We start from the raw sequence: 18226 nt of genomic DNA, 5'->3' as shown, positions 1-18226 counted from the left end.
TCTCGCCCGACGCCCGTTTTCCCATCCAGACCAATCCCTGACCGACACCCGAGACGAAGGAAGTCCGATGGCACGCAAGTTCGACGTCCCCGCCCTGGTCGAGGGGGTGCTGGCCGGCAACCGGGGTGCGATCGCGCAGTCCATCACCCTGGTGGAGTCGCGCCTGCCAACACACCGGCCGCTGGCCCGCCAGCTGCTCACCGAGCTGGCCAAGACCCCGACCCAGGCGGTCCGTGTGGGCCTGTCCGGTGTCCCGGGAGCCGGCAAGTCGACCTTCGTGAACTCCATGGGCCAGATGCTCATCGAGAAGGGTCACCGGGTGGCCGTGCTGGCCGTCGACCCGTCCTCCTCGCGCACCGGCGGCTCCGTGCTGGGCGACCGCACCCGCATGGGCGAGCTGACCCAGCACCCCGAGGCCTTCGTCCGCCCCTCCCCCAGCGCCAACCACCTGGGCGGCGTCGCCCGCGCCACGCGCGAGGCGATGCTCGTGCTGGAGGCTGCGGGCTATGACGTGGTGATCGTCGAGACCGTCGGCGTCGGACAGTCCGAAGTGGCCGTCAGCGGCATGGTGGACACCTTCCTGATGCTGCAGCTGGCCCGCTCCGGCGACCAGCTGCAGGGCATCAAGCGCGGCATCCTGGAGATCACCGACGTGATCGCGGTGAACAAGGCCGACGGCGACAATGCCGGCGAGGCCCGGGTGACGGCGCGGGAGCTGTCGATCGCAATGAAGCTGGTCACCCAGCAGTCCAATGACCGCCGCGTCCCGGTGCTCACCTGCAGCGCCCTGGAGCGCATCGGCCTGGAAGAGGTCTGGCAGGCGGTGCTGGACCACCGGGCCTGGCTGGACGAGCACGAAGGGCTGGAGAACCACCGCGCCCAGCAGCAGGTGGTGTGGATGCACTCGCAGATCGAGGCGACCCTGCTCGACTCCACCAAGTCCTCGGCGCACCTGCGTGAGCTGCGCGACCGCCTGGAGGACGACGTCCGCGCTGGTCGCACCAGTGCCATCGAGGCCTCCGGTGACTTCCTGCGCGACTTCGCCGGCCAGGTCCCCTCGATGGACTGGGCGCAGGGACGCAATATTCTGTGACGCCAACGGGGCAAGGCGCCCCGCAACCGGCAAGGGCCCCGAACCGTGTGGTTCGGGGCCCCTGCCGGTGTGTGGATGGGTGTGGGGTACTGCAGGTCGTGGCGACCGGAGGAGGACGATGGACTCAGCCGTTGGCCCTGGCCGCAGCAGCCCGCGGGAACTCCTTGAGGGCCTGCTCGCCGATCTGGTTCATCATGTAGCCGTCGAGCACGCCACCGACGGCGCCGCCGATCACCGGGACGCCCTTGCCGAGCTTGGCGAGGGTACCGGTGCCCATGGTCTTGAGCAGGCGGAAACCGATGGCCTTGTTGACCATCATCATGGCCGGGCGGGGAAGGTTCTTCAGCGCCAGCGAGGTGATCTTGCCGCTCACCGGGGCGACACCGGCCTTGTTGAGCACGTCCTCGGCGTGGGAGCCGGTGAGCGTCAACAGGATGGCCGAACGGATGTTGTCCTGGGTGATGTCGTAGCCGCGCAGCTTCGCCACTGCGGCGGTCATGCGGGTGGCCTGCACGTAGAAGCCGAACAGGTTGGCCGGGATGGCGACGGGCATCGTCAGGAAGCCGCCCAGACTGGTGGCCAGGCCAGCCGCCGCGCCCGAGGTGACATGGCTGCGCACCACCTTGTTGACGGCCTTGTCGACATTGCCGCCAGCCTCGGCCAGCGCGTCGTCGGCGACCTGCGCTGCCGAGTCGAAGGGCTTGCGGCCATCGATGCCGATGGCGAGGATCTTCTCGATCATCTGGGTGATCGCGTTGTCGTCGGCCGCCGGGTCATTGGCCTGGTCCAGCGCGCTGCGCGCGGTGGTGATGTCACTCTTCTTGCTTCCCTTGATGAGGTCGAAGAAACCCATCTCGGTCTCCTGTCGGGTCGATGGTCGTCGGACTGGTGGAGGGGCACTGGCCCGCCGGGGTGGGCTCAGATGCGGTCGTCGCGCACCTGGACGTCACGCTCGGCAGCGGCACGGCGCTGGTCCTCGTCCACGACGATGCCACGCGCCTCCAGGTCGTTCTTGTACTGGTTGCGCACGCTGCGGCCGGTGCGCAGCGGCAGGCCAATGCCCCAGCCCAGCAGCAGTCCACCGATGCCGGCCAGGCCGACGGAGTAGTAGATGAGCCTGGTCGGGTCGATGGTGTTGGGGTTGTAGCTGCGCACCGTCGCGAGCAGCTTGCCCATGTCCCAGATGGTGCGAGTCAGCATGACACCAGCGGCCACCAGTGCAGCAATGCCGAGCAGGATGAACAGCCACTTGAGAAACTTCATGTTCGGAACAGTACTGAACCGCGACGGGGCCGGGTGTGCTCCAAGGACCACTTTCGCCCACAGCGTGCACGCTCGGCTGGGGCACATCCACACCGCGGTGGCACCAGGATCCTCCCGTGGTCGCAGGCCCCCGGCCCACCCCCACGGGTAGTCTTGACCGGTGCCTGCGATGCGACCAGATCCCCGGGCGAGTCACCGTTGGCTCGCCGGTGCGGTCGTTCTCGCCCTCGGCCCGCTGGCCGCCTGTTCCCAGCAGCAGCCGACGGCCCCCAGCCCCAGCGCCCCGGTCAGCAGCAGCGCAGCGCCGAGCCGCAGTTCCGCCACCAGCAGTGCCTCCCCGACACCCAGCCCCACCCCGGCCCCCGACCTGAGGCGGCCAGGAGCGGCCCGTCGCGCCGTCGGCGAGCTGCTCCTGGCCAGTGGTGGGCTGCCGGTGATCAAGCTGGATGTCACCTCCACCGAGGCCACCCTCAGCGCCCTGAAGGGCAACAAGGTGGTGGCCTGGCGCTGGGCCAAGGGCAAGGTGCTGGCCGTCGAGAGCGACATCCAGTACATCCGGCAAGCACCCTTCTCGCCCGATGACTACGCACTGGATGATCTGGGGGGCCTCTTCGACCAGGCCGCCCGCATCTCCGGTTCCCGGCAGGACCAGGAGCTGCAGCTGGTGGAGTACGGCTCCGGCCAGGTGCTGATGACCGTCACCACCCGTCCGGAGTCCGCCACCGTCTTCTTCCGCCCCGACGGCACCCCGATCAACCAGCTCGACTTCACCACCGCCGAGGGCTTCACCGAGGCGCTGCGCGACGTCACCGAGGGCCAGCAGGAGGTCAGTGGCCTCGGCTGGAGCGCCGACGGAGGCCTGTGGGCCGACCACGCCGCCAAGGAGGACACCATCACGCGCGTCACCCGCCAGGCCCGCGTCCCGGCCTGGACCGCCGACCGTCGCGGCAACAGCGAGAGCCCCACCTTCCGCCCGGGGGTGGTCGATCCCGAGGTGCTGGCCCGTCTGGTGCGCGAGCTGCCGCAACAGACCCGCCAGCCGGGGGCGGCAGTCTCCTTCGAGATCACCCGCAGCGAGCACCTGGCGATGCCCCTGGTGCGCTGGAAGGTCGGCAGCACCGAACGCACCACCACACTGGGCGGGACAGACGTGACGGGCACCCCCGGCACCTGAGTGCCGACGATGCCCGTCGCAGGTCCTGCAGCGGCCGGGCCGCCCGCGCTCAGCCCTCCAGCTGGTCGGTGGTCATGACGCTCTGGCAGGTGTTCGGGTCGCCGGTGCTGAAGCCCTGGCCTACCCAGTACTGGCGCATCTTCGCCGAGCCGTGGGTCCAGCTCTCCGGGGTCACCTGGCCAGCGGTCGACTCTTGGATGCGGTCGTCGCCGACGGCAGCGGCGGCGTCGATGACGCGGTTCAGGTCGTCCTGGGTGACTCCGGAGATGATGCCCTGCGGGTCCTGGGAGACGGCCTTGAACCAGACGCCGGCGTAGCAGTCGGCCTGCAGCTCCAGACGCACCTGGGGCGAGCTGGGGCCGGTCTGGTTGCCGGCTGCCTGTACGCGGCCGAGGTCGCCGGTCAGGTTGGAGATGTGGTGGCCGTACTCGTGGGCGAGGATGTAGGCCTCGGCCGCGTCGCCGCCCTGGGCGCCGAGTTGCTGCAACAGCTGGTCGGCGAAGGCGGTGTCGATGTAGACCTTCTTGTCGGCCGGGCAGTAGAAGGGGCCCACTTGGCTGTCGGCGGCACCACAGGCGGTGTCCTTCCATCCGGTGAAGGGCACCGTCGCGGCGGGCTGGTAGGCGCCCTGCTGGAACTGGCCCTGCCAGAAGCCCTGGATGGAGTTCACATAGGCCACCCAGCGGCACTCGCGGTCGTTCTTGATGTCGGCGCCGGTCTGGCAGTGTGCGTAGGCGTTCGAGTTGGACTGGGTGGTCCCGGTGTCGGCCGAGACCCCGCTCAGCACGCTGCCGGGGTTGAAGCCGAAGATCAGGCCCAGGATCATCACGATCAGGCCCAGGCCGCCGCCCAGGGCGACACCTCCACCACGACCGCCCCCGCCCCCAGGGGTCAGCTGCGACGGGTCGAGCTGGGCATTCTGGTTGAACTCCATCGTCTGGCCTTCCTCACGACTCACCCCATCCGGACATGGGCGTCCGACCGGCCCCCACAGGTTATCCGACGCCCCCGCCGTGGCGTGCGACGGCATCGCTGAGGGCGTAGCCAGCGCCGTTGAGCGGGGGTGGCGGCCGTCGTGGAAGTGGGTGCTGCCACAGCGAGGTGTCATGATGGAGCAATGCGCATCATCGCCATCGGCTCCCCCGGTACCGGGGAACTGGTGCGCCTGCACGTCGACCACGGCCAGCACCCCCACCAGCAGTTGTGGCGCCGCGGCCTGGTGGTCACCGAGCTCCTCAGCGCCCGGATGGAGGACGGCGAGGTGGTGCTCACGCTGCGCGTCCACGAGCGCACCCCGTCCTCACGGCCCCCGCGGATCAAGCACCGGGGCATCGATCCCACCCTGGCCATCGGCCCCGAGGAGCGGCCCGTCGACCACCAGCGGATCGCCGCCTATGCGGTGGTGCGCTCCACGCGCGGCGTGCTGGGCACCGAGTGCAGCAACAAGACGGCCGTGCCCGGGTTGTGGCAGCTGCCCGGCGGCGGCCTCGACCCGGGCGAGGCCCCTGCCGAGGCGCTGATGCGCGAGGTGAACGAGGAGACCGGGCAGAAGGTGCGGATCAACCGCCTGATCGACCTGCAGAGCGACCACTGGGTGGGACGTGCCCCCAATGGTGTGCTGGAGGACTTCCACGCCCTGCGCATCATCTACACCGCCACCTGCCTGGAGCCGACCACGCCAAATGTGATCGACATCGACGGCACCACCGCCCGCGCCGCCTGGGTGCCGGTGCGCAGCTGGCGCTCCCTGCCCTGGACCTCAGGGGCCCGTTCCCTGCTCGACAAGCACCTGGACAGCGTCCCCACCTGGTGACCTCCCGAGAACGCCACGGTGCCCGTCTCCCCTCAGGGAGACGGGCACCGATTCGTTCGAGCCGTCAGGCGATCAGCGGCGGAAGTACTCGAGGATCCGCAGGACCTCGGTGTAGAGCCAGACCATCGTGACGGTCAGGCCGAAGGCGGCGCGCCAGGACTCGCTGGCCGGGGCATTCATCGCGATGCCCCGCTCAATGTCGTCGAAGTCGATCACCAGGTTGAACACGGCCAGGCCGGCACCCAGCAGGGCGACGACCAGGCCCAGGGCGCCGGTACGGACGCCCATGGTGAAGCCGAGCAGCGCCAGCACGAAGTTCACCAGCATCACGCCGGCGAAGGCGGCGGTGGTGATGAAGACCATCCGCCGGAACTTGTTGCCGACCCGGACGTTGAAGTACTTGTAGGCGGCCAACGTGGCACCGGCCGCGGCGAAGGTGCCCAAGACGGCCTGGGACACGATGCCGGGGTACCTGTACTCGAAGAACTGCGAGAAGGCACCGATGAAGACGCCCTCCACGACCGAGTAGAACAGCACCAGCCCCGGGTTGATCTTCTTGCGCGCCGAGACCAGCAGCACCGTGACGAAGCCCACCAAGGCACTGAGGACCAGCGCCGGCATCAGCAGGCCCGCAGGCAGGAAGAGGAAGCTGGCCACCGCGGAGGCCATCAGGGTCAGCATCGTGATGCCGGTCTTGCCGATCACGTCGTCAAGGGTCATCGACGGCTCGACGGGGCCGGTGCCGAAGGCCGACGGCTGGCCGTGCGGTGCCTGCCCGTACTGGGGCTGACCGTAGGGCGCCTGCCCGTACTGCTGCTGCCCGGAAGCCGGGAAACCGGGCTGGGCATAGCCCTGCTGGTAGCCGCTCTGCGGCGCACGGGCGGTGAAGGCGTCACGCTGGGAAAGAATGGGATTGGCCATGGTGGCGTCAGGTCCTCCTGCTAGGGGGTTGCACTCATCCTAGTCAATGCGCGCGCACGGCCCTGGATTCCCGTCCACGCCCCTGATCGGCCCCTGAGACGCGTCCTGAGCACCCCCGATGGGATTCGAACCCACACTGTGGCGGGTTTAAGCCGCCTGCCTCTGCCGGTTGGGCTACGGGGGCCTGACGGCCCGATTCTAGGCCAGCAGCCCCACGGCCAGGGCATCCAGGATGTCGGACTCGCTGACCACCATCGCGGGCTGCACCCGCTGGGCCACGCTCGCCACGATCAGGGCCCCCGCACAGCTCACCTCGGCCCGCTTCGCCGGCAGGCAGGTCTCGGCCTCCACCTGCCGCCACGGGGTGCTGAGCAGCCAGTCGGCCGCCGACGACAGCTGCTCGCGTGACAGCTGGGAACGGTGCACCAGCTCACGCTGGTACTCGCCCAGGCCCTGCGTGATCGCCGACAGGCTGGTGGCGGTCCCGGCCACCCCGATGAAGCTGCGGATGGCGTCGAAGTCGATGCCGCTGGCATCCAGCAAGCCATCGACGTGCGCGCGCGCCGCGGCGATCTGGTCCGGCGTCGGCGGGTCGTCGTGCAGGAAGCGCTCGCGCAGCCGCACCGAGCCGATGTCGAGGCTGGTCGAGTGCTGCACGTCGGCGTCGGTGCCGCCCTGCACCAGCTCGGTGGAGCCGCCTCCGCAGTCCACCACCAGGACCGGACCGGTCGACGGCTCGACGCCGGCCAGTGCGCCGGCGAAGCTGAGCCTCGCCTCCTCGTCGCCGCTGATCACCTCGGGCAGCACACCGACGCGGCTCTTGATGCCCTCGAAGAAGAGCTCCCGGTTGCGGGCGTCACGGGCGGCAGAGGTGGCCACGAAGCGCACCCGCTCCACCCCCAGCTCCTGCATCACCGCGGCGAATCGGTCGACGGCCCCGAAGGTGCGCTCCAGGGCATCGGGGTGGAACTCGCCGGTGGCGTCCACCCCCTGCCCCAGCCGCACCAGCTCGAGACGTCGGTCCAGCTCGACGGTGCGCCCCTCGGCATCCCGCTCGAGCACCAGTAGGCGGATCGAATTGGTGCCGCAGTCGACGGCGGCGACGCGGGTCATCCCTGGCCCTCGAGAAGGCACGGGCGCTGCCAGAACTCGCCCAGCGCCTCCAGCGCCTCGTCGCCCAGCGGGTTCACCCCGGTGCCGGCGGCCAGGGCATGGCCCACCAGGACGTGCAGGCACTTCACGCGCGTCGGCATCCCGCCGGCGCTGATGCCGTCGATCTCGGGCACCTCGCCCAGGCTGGCACGGTCGGCCAGGTAGGCCTCGTGCGCGGCGCGGTAGGCCGCGGCCAGCTCCTCGTCGGAGGCGAGCCGCTCGGTCATCTCGGCCATCAGGCCCGAGGCCTCCAGCGTCGAGCAGCCCGAGGTGGCCCGGGGGCAGGTGAGGTAGTAGGTGGTCGGGAAGGGGGTGCCCTCGGGCAGCCGCGGTTCGGTTGCCACCACCCCGGGCTTGCCGCAGGGGCAGCGCCAGGCCACGCCCGCCACGCCGCGCGGCATCCGCCCCAGCTGCTCGTGGATGGTCTGCTCGTCGGCCGGGGTCATCGGTTCCAGGTTCATCGCTGTCGCTTCGTTGAAGTGGGTGTGGGTTCTGGGGTGGAGGCGGGGTCGGTGACCACCGGCTCCGGGGAGGCCTGGGCGCCCAGCGGCTCGTCGGCCGCGCCCAGCGAACCGGCCATCCGGTCCCACCAGGCGGTGGCGTGCTCCCCCTGGGGAACGGTGCTGGTGGACTGGATGCTCACCGATCCGCCCATCGGCCTGCCATTGGCATCGACCACGCGGTAGCCCACCTCACCGGGAACCACCCAGCCGAGCCGCTGGCGGGCCTGCGCCTCGACGAAGTCCTCTTCCTTCCAGCGCTCCACCTCGTCGGACAGCTGCGCATTGGCGCGGGTGCGTTCGGCGATCTGCTGCTGGGCCACCGCCAGCTCGCGCTCCTGGCGCAGGTAGACCCGCAGGCTGGAGGCATAGCTCAGCAGCAGGATCACGGCGACGACCATCAGCACGATCGCCCGGCGGGTGAACCCGACACCACGCATCACCCGGGGGCGGTGGCCCTGGTCCTGGCCGGGAGCGCTGTCCGGACGGGTCAGCCGGCGGGTGCCGCGGGTGCCACGCTCCGAGGGCCGGGCCACCGTGCGGGAGCGCGGCGAGTCGGACTTCCGGGCAGACGCAACGGCCCGGGCACGCGGAGTACCGCGGCCCGGACCGTTGTGTGTGGGCTTGTTCATTCAGCCATTGTTGCAGGCGCTGCCGACAGCTCAGGCCTTGAAGCGCGGGAAGGCCGAGGCGCCCGCGTACACCGCGGCGTCGTCCAGGTCCTCCTCGATGCGCAGCAGCTGGTTGTACTTGGCCACGCGCTCCGAACGGGCCGGGGCGCCCGACTTGATCTGGCCACAGCCCAGGGCGACGGCCAGGTCGGCGATGGTGACATCCTCGGTCTCACCCGAACGGTGCGACATCATCGAGCGGAAGCCGGCGCGGTGGGCCATGGTGACGGCGTCGATGGTCTCGGTGAGCGAACCGATCTGGTTCACCTTCACCAGCAGCGCATTGCCCGCACCCTCGTCGATGCCCTTCTGCAGGCGCTCGACATTGGTGACGAACAGGTCGTCACCGACCAGCTGGACCTTGTCGCCGAGGGCCTCGGTGATCTTCTTCCAGCCCTCCCAGTCGTCCTCGTTCAGCGGGTCCTCGATGGAGACCATCGGGAAGGACTCGACGAGCTCGGCGTAGTAGGCGATCATCTCGTCGGCCGACTTCTTGCCGCCCTCGAAGTTGTAGGTGCCGTCCTCGTTGTAGAACTCGCTCGCGGCGACGTCCAGGGCCAGGGCGATCTCCTTGCCGGGCTCGAAGCCAGCCTTCTTGATGGCCTCGACGATGAGCTCCAGCGCGGCGCGGTTGCTCTCCAGGTTGGGGGCGAAGCCGCCCTCGTCGCCCAGGCCGGTGGCCAGGCCCTTCTCCTTCAGCACCGACTTCAGGGCGTGGTAGACCTGAGCACCCTGCTGCAGGGCCTCGGCGAAGCTGGAGGCGCCGATGGGGGCGATCATGAACTCCTGGATGTCGACATTGCTGTCGGCGTGCGAGCCACCGTTGAGGATGTTCATCATCGGGACGGGCAGCACATTGGCGGTGGGGCCGCCCAGGTAGCGGTACAGGGGCAGCTCGGCCGACTCGGCGGCGGCGTGCGCCACGGCCAGGGAGACGCCGAGGATGGCATTGGCGCCCAGCTTGGCCTTGTTGTCGGTGCCATCCAGCTCCAGCATGGCCAGGTCCAGCAGGCGCTGCTCGCTGGCCTCGAAACCGAGGATCTCCTCGCCGATGGTCTCGATGACGTTCTCGACGGCCTTCAGGACACCCTTGCCGTCGTAGCGGCCCTTGTCGCCGTCACGCAGCTCGACGGCCTCGAAGGCACCGGTCGAGGCGCCAGAGGGAACAGCGGCGCGACCCTCCGAGCCGTCGTCCAGGACGACCTGGACCTCGACCGTGGGGTTGCCGCGCGAGTCCAGGATCTCCCGGGCGTCAATGAATTCGATGGTTGCCATCTGATCTTGCCTTTCGAACAGTGGATGTTCTTGCACCCCCAGCCTAGCGGCCGGGGTGGCTTGTTGGGCCGCTGGCGGGCACCGCCTGTTCAGCCTCCAGCACACGGGACTCCAGAACGCGCAGCGCCTCGCGCCCCGCCTGGTCTGCATCGACGCCGCTGGCATGGGCCCTTTGCACCAGCATCATCAACTGTTCACCCAGCTCGGCAGCGTTGATGGGCTCATCGGCCATGGGGACGTCCACGCCGTGGCTGCGCGCCCTGGAGGTCACCTTCGTGGCACGTGCCAGGACCGACAGGTGCTCCGCGATCCCCTCCAGGCTGGAGCTGCGTCCCTTCTCGGCACGCTTGCGGGCCTCCCAGGAGGCGTTGATGTCGTCGGGGACTTCCTGCCGGTCGTCGAAGACATGGGGATGGCGGCGCACCAGCTTCGCGGTGATCTGCCCCGCCACCTCGTCCAACGTGAACCGGCCCTCCTCCGCGGCGATCTCGGCATGGAAGACCACCTGCAGCAGCAGGTCGCCCAGCTCCTCGAGCAGGTCGGCATCATCGCCGGACTCGATGGCGTCGAGCACCTCACCGGTCTCCTCCACCAAGTAGGTGGCCAGGCTGCGATGGGTCTGCTCGCGATCCCACGGGCAGCCGGCCCGCAACTGGTGCATCACCTGCACCAGCTCGGCCAGCGGCGGAGTGGAGGTCATCGCTGCGGGAACCGTGCGGGCTCAGCGACCGGCGACGATCTCGCCCTGGCCGATGTCCTGGACGCTCAGCGAGCCCGAGGCGCCGGTGAAGCTGCCGCGGGAGGCGTCCCAGTTGCCGAAGCGCGGGTTCACCTTCACGTCCAGGCCCTTGACAGCCTGCGCTACCTTCTCCTGGCCCAGCTCCTGGTTGATCGCCGCGTAGTCGGCGAAGGCGTTGACGGCGGTGGCGCACTGCGGGTCGGCCAGCAGCTGCTCGCCCTGCAGCTTGGCCAGGGCCTCGCTGCGCATCGCCGGGGTGATCGCGGTGCGGGTCTGCTCGGCGATCGCCTGGCCGATGGAGCCCACCAGCAGCATCCGGGCCACCTCGCCGTGCACGGCGGCGGCATCCTGCTTGATGACGCGGGCGCATCCGTCGGCGGCGGAGTCCACCTGGCCCATCGCCACGCGGTCCCCGTCCACCTCGAAGGCGGTGCCGCCATTGGGCGTCGAGCAGCCGGCGACCAGGGCCAGTGCTGCCATCGGGAGCGCCATGCGAGCGAGCTTCATCCGTCGTCCTTCCAGAGCTGGTGCCGGGCCGGCAGGTGTGGCCCAGTGTGGATTCTAGCCACAGCCGCCCCGCCGGCCGGGAGCGGGCCGTCCCACGTGGGTCGCGGGCCTACTGGTGCGTGGCGTCCAGCTCGGGCAGCGGTGTCGCCCCGAAGATGTCGACCACCACGCGGGTCGCCCACTCCAGCAGCTCGTGGCCGATCACATTGCTGCCCACCACGGGGGCGGTGGTGGGGCGCGGGATGAGCACGAAACCGGCCTGGCGCTTGATCACGCTGCCCGGGTGCAGGCGGTTGAGCCGCAGCTCGCGCGACTCGGGCACGTCGAAGGGGCTGAAGCGGATGTTGTTGCCCTGTCCCACCACCTCGGTGACCCCAGCACTTCGGCACAGCAGCCGGAAGCGTGCCACCTCGAGCAGCACCTGGGTGGGCCCGGGCAGCGGGCCGTAGCGGTCCAGCAGCTCGTCGCGCACCTCGACGATGTCCTCCACGCTGCGCACCTCGGCCAGTCGCTTGTACATCTCCAGCCGCAGCCGCTCCGAACCCACGTAGTCGTCGGGCAGGTTGGCGTCGACCGGCAGCTCGATGCGCATCGCCGGCTCGGCCTCGGAACTGGAATCGCCCCGGTAGTCGGCCACCGCCTCGCCGACCAGGCGGATGTAGAGGTCGAAGCCGACGTCGGCGATGTGCCCGGACTGCTCCCCGCCCAGCAGGTTGCCCGCGCCGCGGATCTCCAGGTCGCGCATGGCGATCTTCATGCCGGCACCCAGGTCGGTGTTGGCGGCCATCGTCGCCAACCGGTCGTGCGCGGTCTCGGTCAGCGGCTTGTCCGGCGGGTACAGGAAGTAGGCATAGCCGCGCTCCCGGCCACGCCCGACGCGACCGCGCAGCTGGTGCAACTGCGACAGGCCCATCAGGTCGGCGCGTTCGATCAGCAAGGTGTTGGCGGTGGAGATGTCGATGCCGGCCTCGACGATGGTGGTGCTCACCAGCACGTCGGCGCGGCGCTCCCAGAAGTCCTGCATGACGCCCTCGAGCTGGCTCTCGCTCATCTGCCCGTGGGCGGTGACGATGCGCGCCTCGGGCACCAGCTCGCGCAGCTTCGCGGCGGTCTTGTCGATGGACTGCACCCGGTTGTGCACGTAGAAGACCTGCCCCTCGCGGGCCAGCTCGCGGCGCACCGCCGCCACCACCTGGGCCTGGTCATAGGGGCCGGCGAAGGTGAGCACCGGATGGCGCTCCTCCGGCGGGGTGGCGATGACGCTCATCTCGCGGATTCCGGTGATGGCCATCTCCAGGGTGCGCGGGATCGGGGTGGCGCTCATCGCCAGCACGTCGACGTTCAGCCTGAGCTTCTTGAGCGACTCCTTGTGCTCGACGCCGAAGCGCTGCTCCTCGTCGATGACCACGAGGCCCAGGTCCTTGAACTGCACCTTCCCACCGAAGAGCCGGTGGGTGCCCACGACGATGTCGATCTTGCCCGAGGCGACCCCGTCGATCACCTCGCGCGCCTCCTTGTCGCTCTGGAAGCGCGAGAGCTGCGCCACCCGCACCGGGAAGCCGGCATAACGCTCGGAGAAGGTGTTGTAGTGCTGGGTGACCAACAGCGTGGTGGGCACCAGGACGGCCACCTGCTTGCCGTCCTGCACCGCCTTGAAGGCGGCCCGCACCGCGATCTCGGTCTTGCCGTAGCCCACGTCGCCACAGATCAGCCGGTCCATCGGGACCACCTGCTCCATGTCGTGCTTCACCTCGTTGATGCATGCCAGCTGGTCTGGCGTCTCGACATGGGCGAAGGCGTCCTCGAGTTCCCGCTGCCACGCCGTGTCGGGGCTGAAGGCATGGCCGCGGGTGGCCTGGCGGGCGGCATAGAGCTTGATCAGTTCGGCGGCGATCTGCTTGACCGCCTTGCGGGCACGGCTCTTGCGCTTGTTCCAGTCGGAGCCGCCCATCTTGTCCAGGGTGGGCGCCTCGCCGCCGACATAGCGCGTGACCAGGTCGAGCTGGTCCATCGGCACGAAGAGACGGTCGCCGGGCTGGCCACGCTTGCTGGCCGCGTACTCGATCACCAGGTACTCGCGGGTGGAGCCGGCCACGGTGCGCGAGACCATCTCCACATAGCGGCCCACGCCGTGCTGCTCGTGCACCACGGCGTCGCCGGCCTTCAGCTCCAGGGGGCTGATCTGGTTCTTGCGGCGGCTCGGCATCTTGCGCTCGGCGCGGCCCACGCTGCTCTTGCCCGCCAGGTCGCCGGCGGTGAAGACGGCCAGGCCCAGCCCCGGCACCACGAAGCCGTGGCGCTGGGTGGAGGTGACGATGGTGACGGTGCCCTTCTCGGGCTCTGCTGCCAGCGCATCGACCACGTGCGAGCCGATCTCCCGCTCGCCGAGCACCTCGTGCAGCCGGCTGGCCAGGCCCTTGCCCTCGACGCTGAGCACCACCGCGCTGCCGGCCGTCACGGCCCGGCGGATCTCCTCGACGGCCCCCTCGGTGTCGCCACGGTGGTTCTCGGTCACCTTCCAGTCCAGCTGGCGGCCCGCCACACCGGCATGCTCCAGGTGCTGCAGGTCGATCACCTGCCCGTCCTCGGTCTCCACCGGATCCTGCCCGGCCGGGCCCGACGAGAAGCCCGACAGGCTCCACCAGGACTGCCCGCGCGAGAGGGCATGGGCCCTCACGTCGGCCAGCTCCCAGTAGGCGCTGGCCCCCAGGTCCACCGGCGCCGCTCCCCCGCCCGCCGCCGCGGCCCAGGATGCCTTGAGGAATTCCTGGCTGGTCCGGGTCAGGTCGTGGGCGCGGGTACGCACCAGCTCGGGGTCGCTGACCAGCACCACGCAGTCGGCCGGCAGCACGTCGAGCAGCAGCTCCAGGCCGTCCACCAGCACCGGGGTCAGGGCCTCCATGCCCTCCACCGCCTGCCCCTCGGAGATCTTCTCCAGCATCTCGGCCAGCTCGGGGTGCTGCGGCAGCAGGGTGCGGGCCCGCTCGCGGACCGTTTCGTCGAGCAGCAGCTCGCGGCAGGGATCGGCCACCACCTCGGGCAGGGCGCCGGGCATCGACCGCTGGTCGGCGACGGTGAAGTGACGGATCTCGTCCACCTCGTCACCGAAGAAGTCGATGCGCACCGGATGCTCCAGGGTGGGCGGGAAGATGTCGACGATGCCGCCACGCACCGCGAACTCACCGCGGCGCTCCACCAGGTCCACCCGGCTGTAGGCGGCCCCGACCAGGTCGTCGACCAACTGTGAGGTGTCGTACTCCTGGCCGGTGACCACGCGCACCGGCCTCAGCTCGGCCAGCCCCTTCACCTGTGGCTGGAGCACCGACCGCACCGGCGCCACCACGATCGACGGCATCGGGGCGGTGTCCTTGCCGGCCAGGCGGCGCAGCACCGCCAGTCGCCGTCCGACGGTGTCGCTGCGCGGGCTCAGGCGCTCGTGCGGCAGGGTCTCCCAGGCCGGGAAGTAGGCCACCTGGTCGCTGCCCGTCCAGCTCTCCAGCTCTGCGGTCAGCTGCTCGGCCTCGCGATAGGTGCTGGTGACCACCAGCACGGTGCGTCCCAGCTGCCGCTGCAGGGTGGCGGCCAGCGCCGCCCGGGCGGATGCGGGGGCGACGAGGTCGAGGCTGCTGGTGCCCGGTGACTCGGCGATGACGCGCGAGAGGACGGGATCGTGGGAGAGCAGGTCGGACAGGCCGGTCAAAGTCACCTGACAAATCTAGCCGCCGCTACCGACAAGACCGCTGTGCTGCACTCCGAGGTGCTGCCGAGCCGCCGTGCCGCCGAGGGCGAACACCGCGCCGACAGGCCCGCCAGCCGTGACCGGGGGCCCTAGGCTCGACCAGGTGAGCACTCCCGCAACCCTCGTCATCCTGGGCGCGTCGGGCGACCTGACCCACCGACTGCTGCTGCCCGGCCTGGGCACGCTGCTCAAGCAGCGCGACCGGCCCGAACTGACCCTCGTCGGCGCCGCCATGGAGGACCTGGACGACCAGCAGTGGCGCGAGGTCGTCTCCGAGGCCCTCACTGAGGCCGGCTGCCCCGACTCGCGCCGCGACCGCCTGGTGTCTGCCACCCGCTACCAGAAGCTCGACGTCACCGACCCGGCAGCCCTCCAGACACTGCTCGACTCACTGCCCAGCGACCCCGTCCTCTACTTCGCGCTGCCGCCCGAGATCACCATGAAGGCCTGCGCCGCGCTGAAGGAGGTGAACCGTCCCGATAACCTGCGCCTGGCGCTGGAGAAGCCCTTCGGGCGCGACGCCCAGACGGCCCACGAGCTGAACCTGCTGCTGGCCGACCTCGTGCCCGAGAAGCAGGTCTTCCGGGTCGACCACTTCCTGGGCAAGGCAACCGTGCTGAACCTGCTGGGCCTGCGTTTCGCCAACCGGCTGTTCGAACCCGTCTGGGATGCCCAGAACATCGAGAGCGTCTCGATCATCACCGACGAGGTCCTCGCCCTCGAGGGGCGGGCCGGCTACTACGACCGGGCCGGCGCCATGAAGGACATGGTCCAGAGCCACCTGTTGCTGGTGATGGCGATGGTCGCGATGGAGGAACCTGCCCGCATCGACGAGCTCGAACTGCGCGACCTGATGGCCCACGTGCTGCGCGCCACCGAGCTGTGGGACGGCAACCCCGCCACCAGCTCCCGCCGCGCCCGCTACACCGCCGGAACCATCGCCGGACGCGAGGTGCCCGACTACCGCGACGAGCCCGGCGTCGATCCTGCCAATGACACCGAGACCCTGGTGGAGATGACGGTGCGGATCAAGACCTCGCGGTGGAACGACGTGCCGATCCGGCTGCGCAGCGGCAAGGCCCTGGGCGACGCGCGCAATGCCATCACCATCGTGCTCAAGCCGGTCGGCCACGTACCGGAGGGCTTCACCAACCAGCCCAGCCCGAATGTGATCAGCATCGGCATGAAGCCGGAGAACATCGCGGTCGGGATCACCACCAATGGCGAGGGCGACGCCCTGGACCTGGAGGACTCGGTGCTGTTCACCGAGATGGGCAGCAGCGCGGTGCGTCCCTATGGGGAAATCCTGGAGGGCATCCTGGAGGGCGACCCGCTGCTCAGCGTGCGCGGCGACATCGCAGAAGAGTGCTGGAGGATCGTCCAGCCCGTGGTGGACGCGTGGAAGCGCGGCGAGGTACCGATGGACACCTACCGGGCGGGATCGTCTGGCCCCAGCAACTGGCGCTGAGGCCCGGCCCGCGCCGCGGGCTCAGGAGTTGAAGCGGTTCTGCGTCGCCGCAAGCCCGTCGGAGACCAGCATCTCCACGGCGTCGGCGGCGCGCTGCACGTCGACGGCCAGCTCCTCGCGCAGCGCAGTGGGGATGGGGGCCAGCACGTAGTCGGCCGGCGACTGCCGGCCCTGCGGGCGCCCGATGCCGAAGCGCACCCGGTGGTAGTCGCCACTGCCCAAGTGGCTTCGCAGGCTCTTGAGGCCGTTGTGACCGTTGTCGCCGCCCCCGGTCTTGAGGCGCAGCTGCCCCGCCGTCAGGTCGAGTTCGTCGTGGATGGCCACCACGTGGTCGACGTCGACCTTGTGGAAGGCGGCCAGCTTCTGCACGGCCTGGCCGGACTCGTTCATGAAGGTGCGTGGCTTGACCAGGACGATCCGCTCACTGCCACCCGGCGTGCCGATGCCTGCCGTGCCCATGCGGGTCTCGGCGACATCGGCGCGCATCCTGCTGGGAGCCGACCAAGTGGCCCGCGCACGGCGGGCCAACTGGTCGACGACCATGAACCCGACATTGTGCCGGGTGTTGGAGTAGGTGGGGCCGGGATTTCCCAGCCCCACCACCAGCCACGTGCTCACGCGGCACACTCCGTCTCGCGGTGACGCAAGGTCACTCGCTCTCGCCCTCGGAGGAGCCACCACCGGTGGTCTCGCCCTCCTCGGTGGCCTCCACCAGGTCGCCCTCGGCCTCCTCGCCCTCGGCGGAGGACTCGGTGTCGAGCTCGGCGGCCTCGTTGATGCCGACGATCAGGGTCTCGGGCTCACCGTTGAAGGTGGAACCCTCGGGCAGGGTGATGTCGGCAACGGTGATCTGCGTGCCGGCCTCCAGGCCCTCGATGGAGACCTCGATCTGCTCGGGGATCTTCGTGGCGTCAGCCTCGATGGGCAGCGAGGTCAGGTCCTGGTTCACCAGGGTGTCGGAAGCGGCCTCGCCCAGCAGGACGACAGGGACCTCGACGGTGACCTTCTCGCCGCGCTTCACAATGAGCAGGTCGACGTGCTCCAGGAAACCGGTCAGGACGTCGCGCTGCACCTGCTTGGGCAGGGCCAGACGCTTCTGCTCACCCGGGACGTCGAGGGTCAGCAGGACATTGGCCTGGCGCAGGGCCAGCAGGGTCTGGTGGCCGGGCAGGGCCAGGTGCAGCGGGTCAGTGCCGTGGCCGTACAGGACGGCGGGCACCTTGTCGGCGCGGCGGATGCGGCGGGCAGCGCCCTTGCCGAACTCGGTGCGGATCTCTGCGGGAATCAGGATTTCGTCTGCCATGGTGGTCTCCTCAACCTCGACTGGCTCGAACTACGCGGACTGCAGCCAGACAGGGAGGACACGATCGTCCAGATCCACCACGTCGATAACGGACCGATGGTCCCTCGCCAGGCAACCCCGTGATCCTACGTGAGCAACGGCCGGCCACCAAAACGCGCCGACGTGCCCGCCCCGTCGAGGGCCCTTGCGGTGTGGGGGTGCGAGGCATACTGGCAGGCGATGAACACTCCCGGATGCCTGATCGTCCAGTCCGACCGCACGATGCTGCTGGAGGTGGACCACCCCGACGCCGCTGCCTGCCGCATCGAGATCGCCCCCTTCGCCGAGCTCGAGCGCGCACCTGAGCACGTGCACACCTATCGGCTCACCCCGCTGGGGCTGTGGAATGCGCGCGCCGCCGGCCACGATGCCGAACAGGTGGTGGACGTGCTGATGCGCCACTCCCGCTACCCGATCGCCTCCTCGTTGCTGGTCGACATCGCCGAGACCATGGGCCGCTACGGCCGCCTACGCATCGAGAAGCACCCGGTGCACGGGCTGGTGCTGGTCTCCACCGACCGCGCGGTGCTCACCGAGGTACTGCGCTCGGCCAAGGTCAAGGGGCTGGT

General features: G+C 69.8%; 18 protein-coding genes and 1 tRNA gene. 5 read left to right on the top strand and 14 right to left on the bottom strand.

Annotated features, from left to right (window positions below):
• Positions 1-67: 67 nt before the first annotated feature.
• On the top strand, positions 68-1093 hold the full coding sequence (gene meaB, locus ACHFFZ_RS14680) for a methylmalonyl Co-A mutase-associated GTPase MeaB (protein WP_394277344.1): 1026 nt from the start codon (positions 68-70) through the stop codon (positions 1091-1093).
• 124 nt (positions 1094-1217) lie between these two features.
• Here the strand turns inward: meaB and ACHFFZ_RS14675 are convergent, their stop codons facing one another.
• Entirely contained in the window at positions 1218-1946 is a 729-nt protein-coding gene (locus tag ACHFFZ_RS14675; protein ID WP_394277343.1) for an EcsC family protein, read from the bottom strand.
• 65 nt (positions 1947-2011) lie between these two features.
• Complete coding sequence (locus ACHFFZ_RS14670; RefSeq protein WP_394277342.1) at positions 2012-2356, bottom strand: hypothetical protein; 345 nt, start codon at positions 2354-2356, stop codon at positions 2012-2014.
• Positions 2357-2516: 160 nt separating this feature from the next.
• On the opposite strand from ACHFFZ_RS14670, the gene ACHFFZ_RS14665 reads away from it, so the two are divergent.
• Positions 2517-3530, top strand: a complete 1014-nt coding sequence (locus ACHFFZ_RS14665; protein WP_394277341.1) for a hypothetical protein — start codon at positions 2517-2519, stop codon at positions 3528-3530.
• A 49-nt stretch (positions 3531-3579) separates the two neighbouring features.
• Here the strand turns inward: ACHFFZ_RS14665 and ACHFFZ_RS14660 are convergent, their stop codons facing one another.
• Positions 3580-4464: a neutral zinc metallopeptidase gene (locus ACHFFZ_RS14660; RefSeq protein WP_394277340.1), complete on the bottom strand. Its 885-nt coding sequence runs from the start codon at positions 4462-4464 to the stop codon at positions 3580-3582.
• A 183-nt stretch (positions 4465-4647) separates the two neighbouring features.
• Between ACHFFZ_RS14660 and ACHFFZ_RS14655 the strand changes: the two genes are divergently transcribed.
• Entirely contained in the window at positions 4648-5343 is a 696-nt protein-coding gene (locus ACHFFZ_RS14655; RefSeq protein ID WP_394277339.1) for an NUDIX hydrolase, read from the top strand.
• 72 nt (positions 5344-5415) lie between these two features.
• Here the strand turns inward: ACHFFZ_RS14655 and ACHFFZ_RS14650 are convergent, their stop codons facing one another.
• The 9 genes from ACHFFZ_RS14650 to mfd all read right to left on the bottom strand — a co-directional run bounded on the left by ACHFFZ_RS14650 (position 5416) and on the right by mfd (position 14814).
• Positions 5416-6264 (bottom strand): Bax inhibitor-1/YccA family protein, encoded by an 849-nt coding sequence (locus ACHFFZ_RS14650; RefSeq protein ID WP_394277338.1) that lies wholly within the window; start codon positions 6262-6264, stop codon positions 5416-5418.
• Between the two features lie 110 nt (positions 6265-6374).
• Positions 6375-6448: transfer RNA gene (locus tag ACHFFZ_RS14645), tRNA-Leu, on the bottom strand.
• A gap of 14 nt (positions 6449-6462) precedes the next feature.
• Entirely contained in the window at positions 6463-7377 is a 915-nt protein-coding gene (locus tag ACHFFZ_RS14640; protein WP_394277337.1) for an exopolyphosphatase, read from the bottom strand.
• A complete protein-coding gene (locus ACHFFZ_RS14635; RefSeq protein WP_394277336.1) occupies positions 7374-7877 on the bottom strand; it encodes a DUF501 domain-containing protein in 504 nt (167 codons plus the stop codon). Before ACHFFZ_RS14635 ends, ACHFFZ_RS14640 begins: the two co-directional genes overlap by 4 nt.
• Complete coding sequence (locus ACHFFZ_RS14630) at positions 7874-8548, bottom strand: septum formation initiator family protein (RefSeq protein WP_394277335.1); 675 nt, start codon at positions 8546-8548, stop codon at positions 7874-7876. Before ACHFFZ_RS14630 ends, ACHFFZ_RS14635 begins: the two co-directional genes overlap by 4 nt.
• A 30-nt stretch (positions 8549-8578) precedes the next feature.
• Entirely contained in the window at positions 8579-9862 is a 1284-nt protein-coding gene (eno, locus tag ACHFFZ_RS14625; RefSeq protein WP_394277334.1) for a phosphopyruvate hydratase, read from the bottom strand.
• A 43-nt stretch (positions 9863-9905) separates the two neighbouring features.
• Positions 9906-10562, bottom strand: coding sequence for a MazG family protein (locus ACHFFZ_RS14620; protein WP_394277333.1), 657 nt, complete (start codon positions 10560-10562; stop codon positions 9906-9908).
• A gap of 21 nt (positions 10563-10583) precedes the next feature.
• A complete protein-coding gene (locus ACHFFZ_RS14615; RefSeq protein WP_394277332.1) occupies positions 10584-11108 on the bottom strand; it encodes a hypothetical protein in 525 nt (174 codons plus the stop codon).
• A gap of 109 nt (positions 11109-11217) precedes the next feature.
• Complete coding sequence (mfd, locus tag ACHFFZ_RS14610) at positions 11218-14814, bottom strand: transcription-repair coupling factor (protein WP_394277331.1); 3597 nt, start codon at positions 14812-14814, stop codon at positions 11218-11220.
• A 136-nt stretch (positions 14815-14950) separates the two neighbouring features.
• Here mfd and ACHFFZ_RS14605 point away from each other — a divergent pair, with 136 nt between their 5' ends.
• The gene (locus ACHFFZ_RS14605; RefSeq protein WP_394277330.1) at positions 14951-16315 is read left to right on the top strand and encodes a glucose-6-phosphate dehydrogenase; all 1365 of its coding nucleotides are present in this window, start codon (positions 14951-14953) and stop codon (positions 16313-16315) included.
• A 21-nt stretch (positions 16316-16336) separates the two neighbouring features.
• On the opposite strand, the gene pth is transcribed toward ACHFFZ_RS14605, so the two are convergent.
• Positions 16337-16933, bottom strand: coding sequence for an aminoacyl-tRNA hydrolase (gene pth, locus ACHFFZ_RS14600; RefSeq protein WP_394277329.1), 597 nt, complete (start codon positions 16931-16933; stop codon positions 16337-16339).
• 31 nt (positions 16934-16964) lie between these two features.
• Complete coding sequence (locus ACHFFZ_RS14595; RefSeq protein ID WP_394277328.1) at positions 16965-17618, bottom strand: 50S ribosomal protein L25/general stress protein Ctc; 654 nt, start codon at positions 17616-17618, stop codon at positions 16965-16967.
• Between the two features lie 219 nt (positions 17619-17837).
• Here ACHFFZ_RS14595 and ACHFFZ_RS14590 point away from each other — a divergent pair.
• The coding region (locus ACHFFZ_RS14590; RefSeq protein WP_394277327.1) for a helicase-associated domain-containing protein at positions 17838-18226 on the top strand (389 nt) is incomplete at its 3' end.

It is taken from the genome of Luteococcus sp. (genome assembly GCF_043424415.1).
GTDB lineage: Bacteria > Actinomycetota > Actinomycetes > Propionibacteriales > Propionibacteriaceae > Luteococcus.
This window is presented reverse-complemented; position numbering and strand designations above follow the sequence as displayed.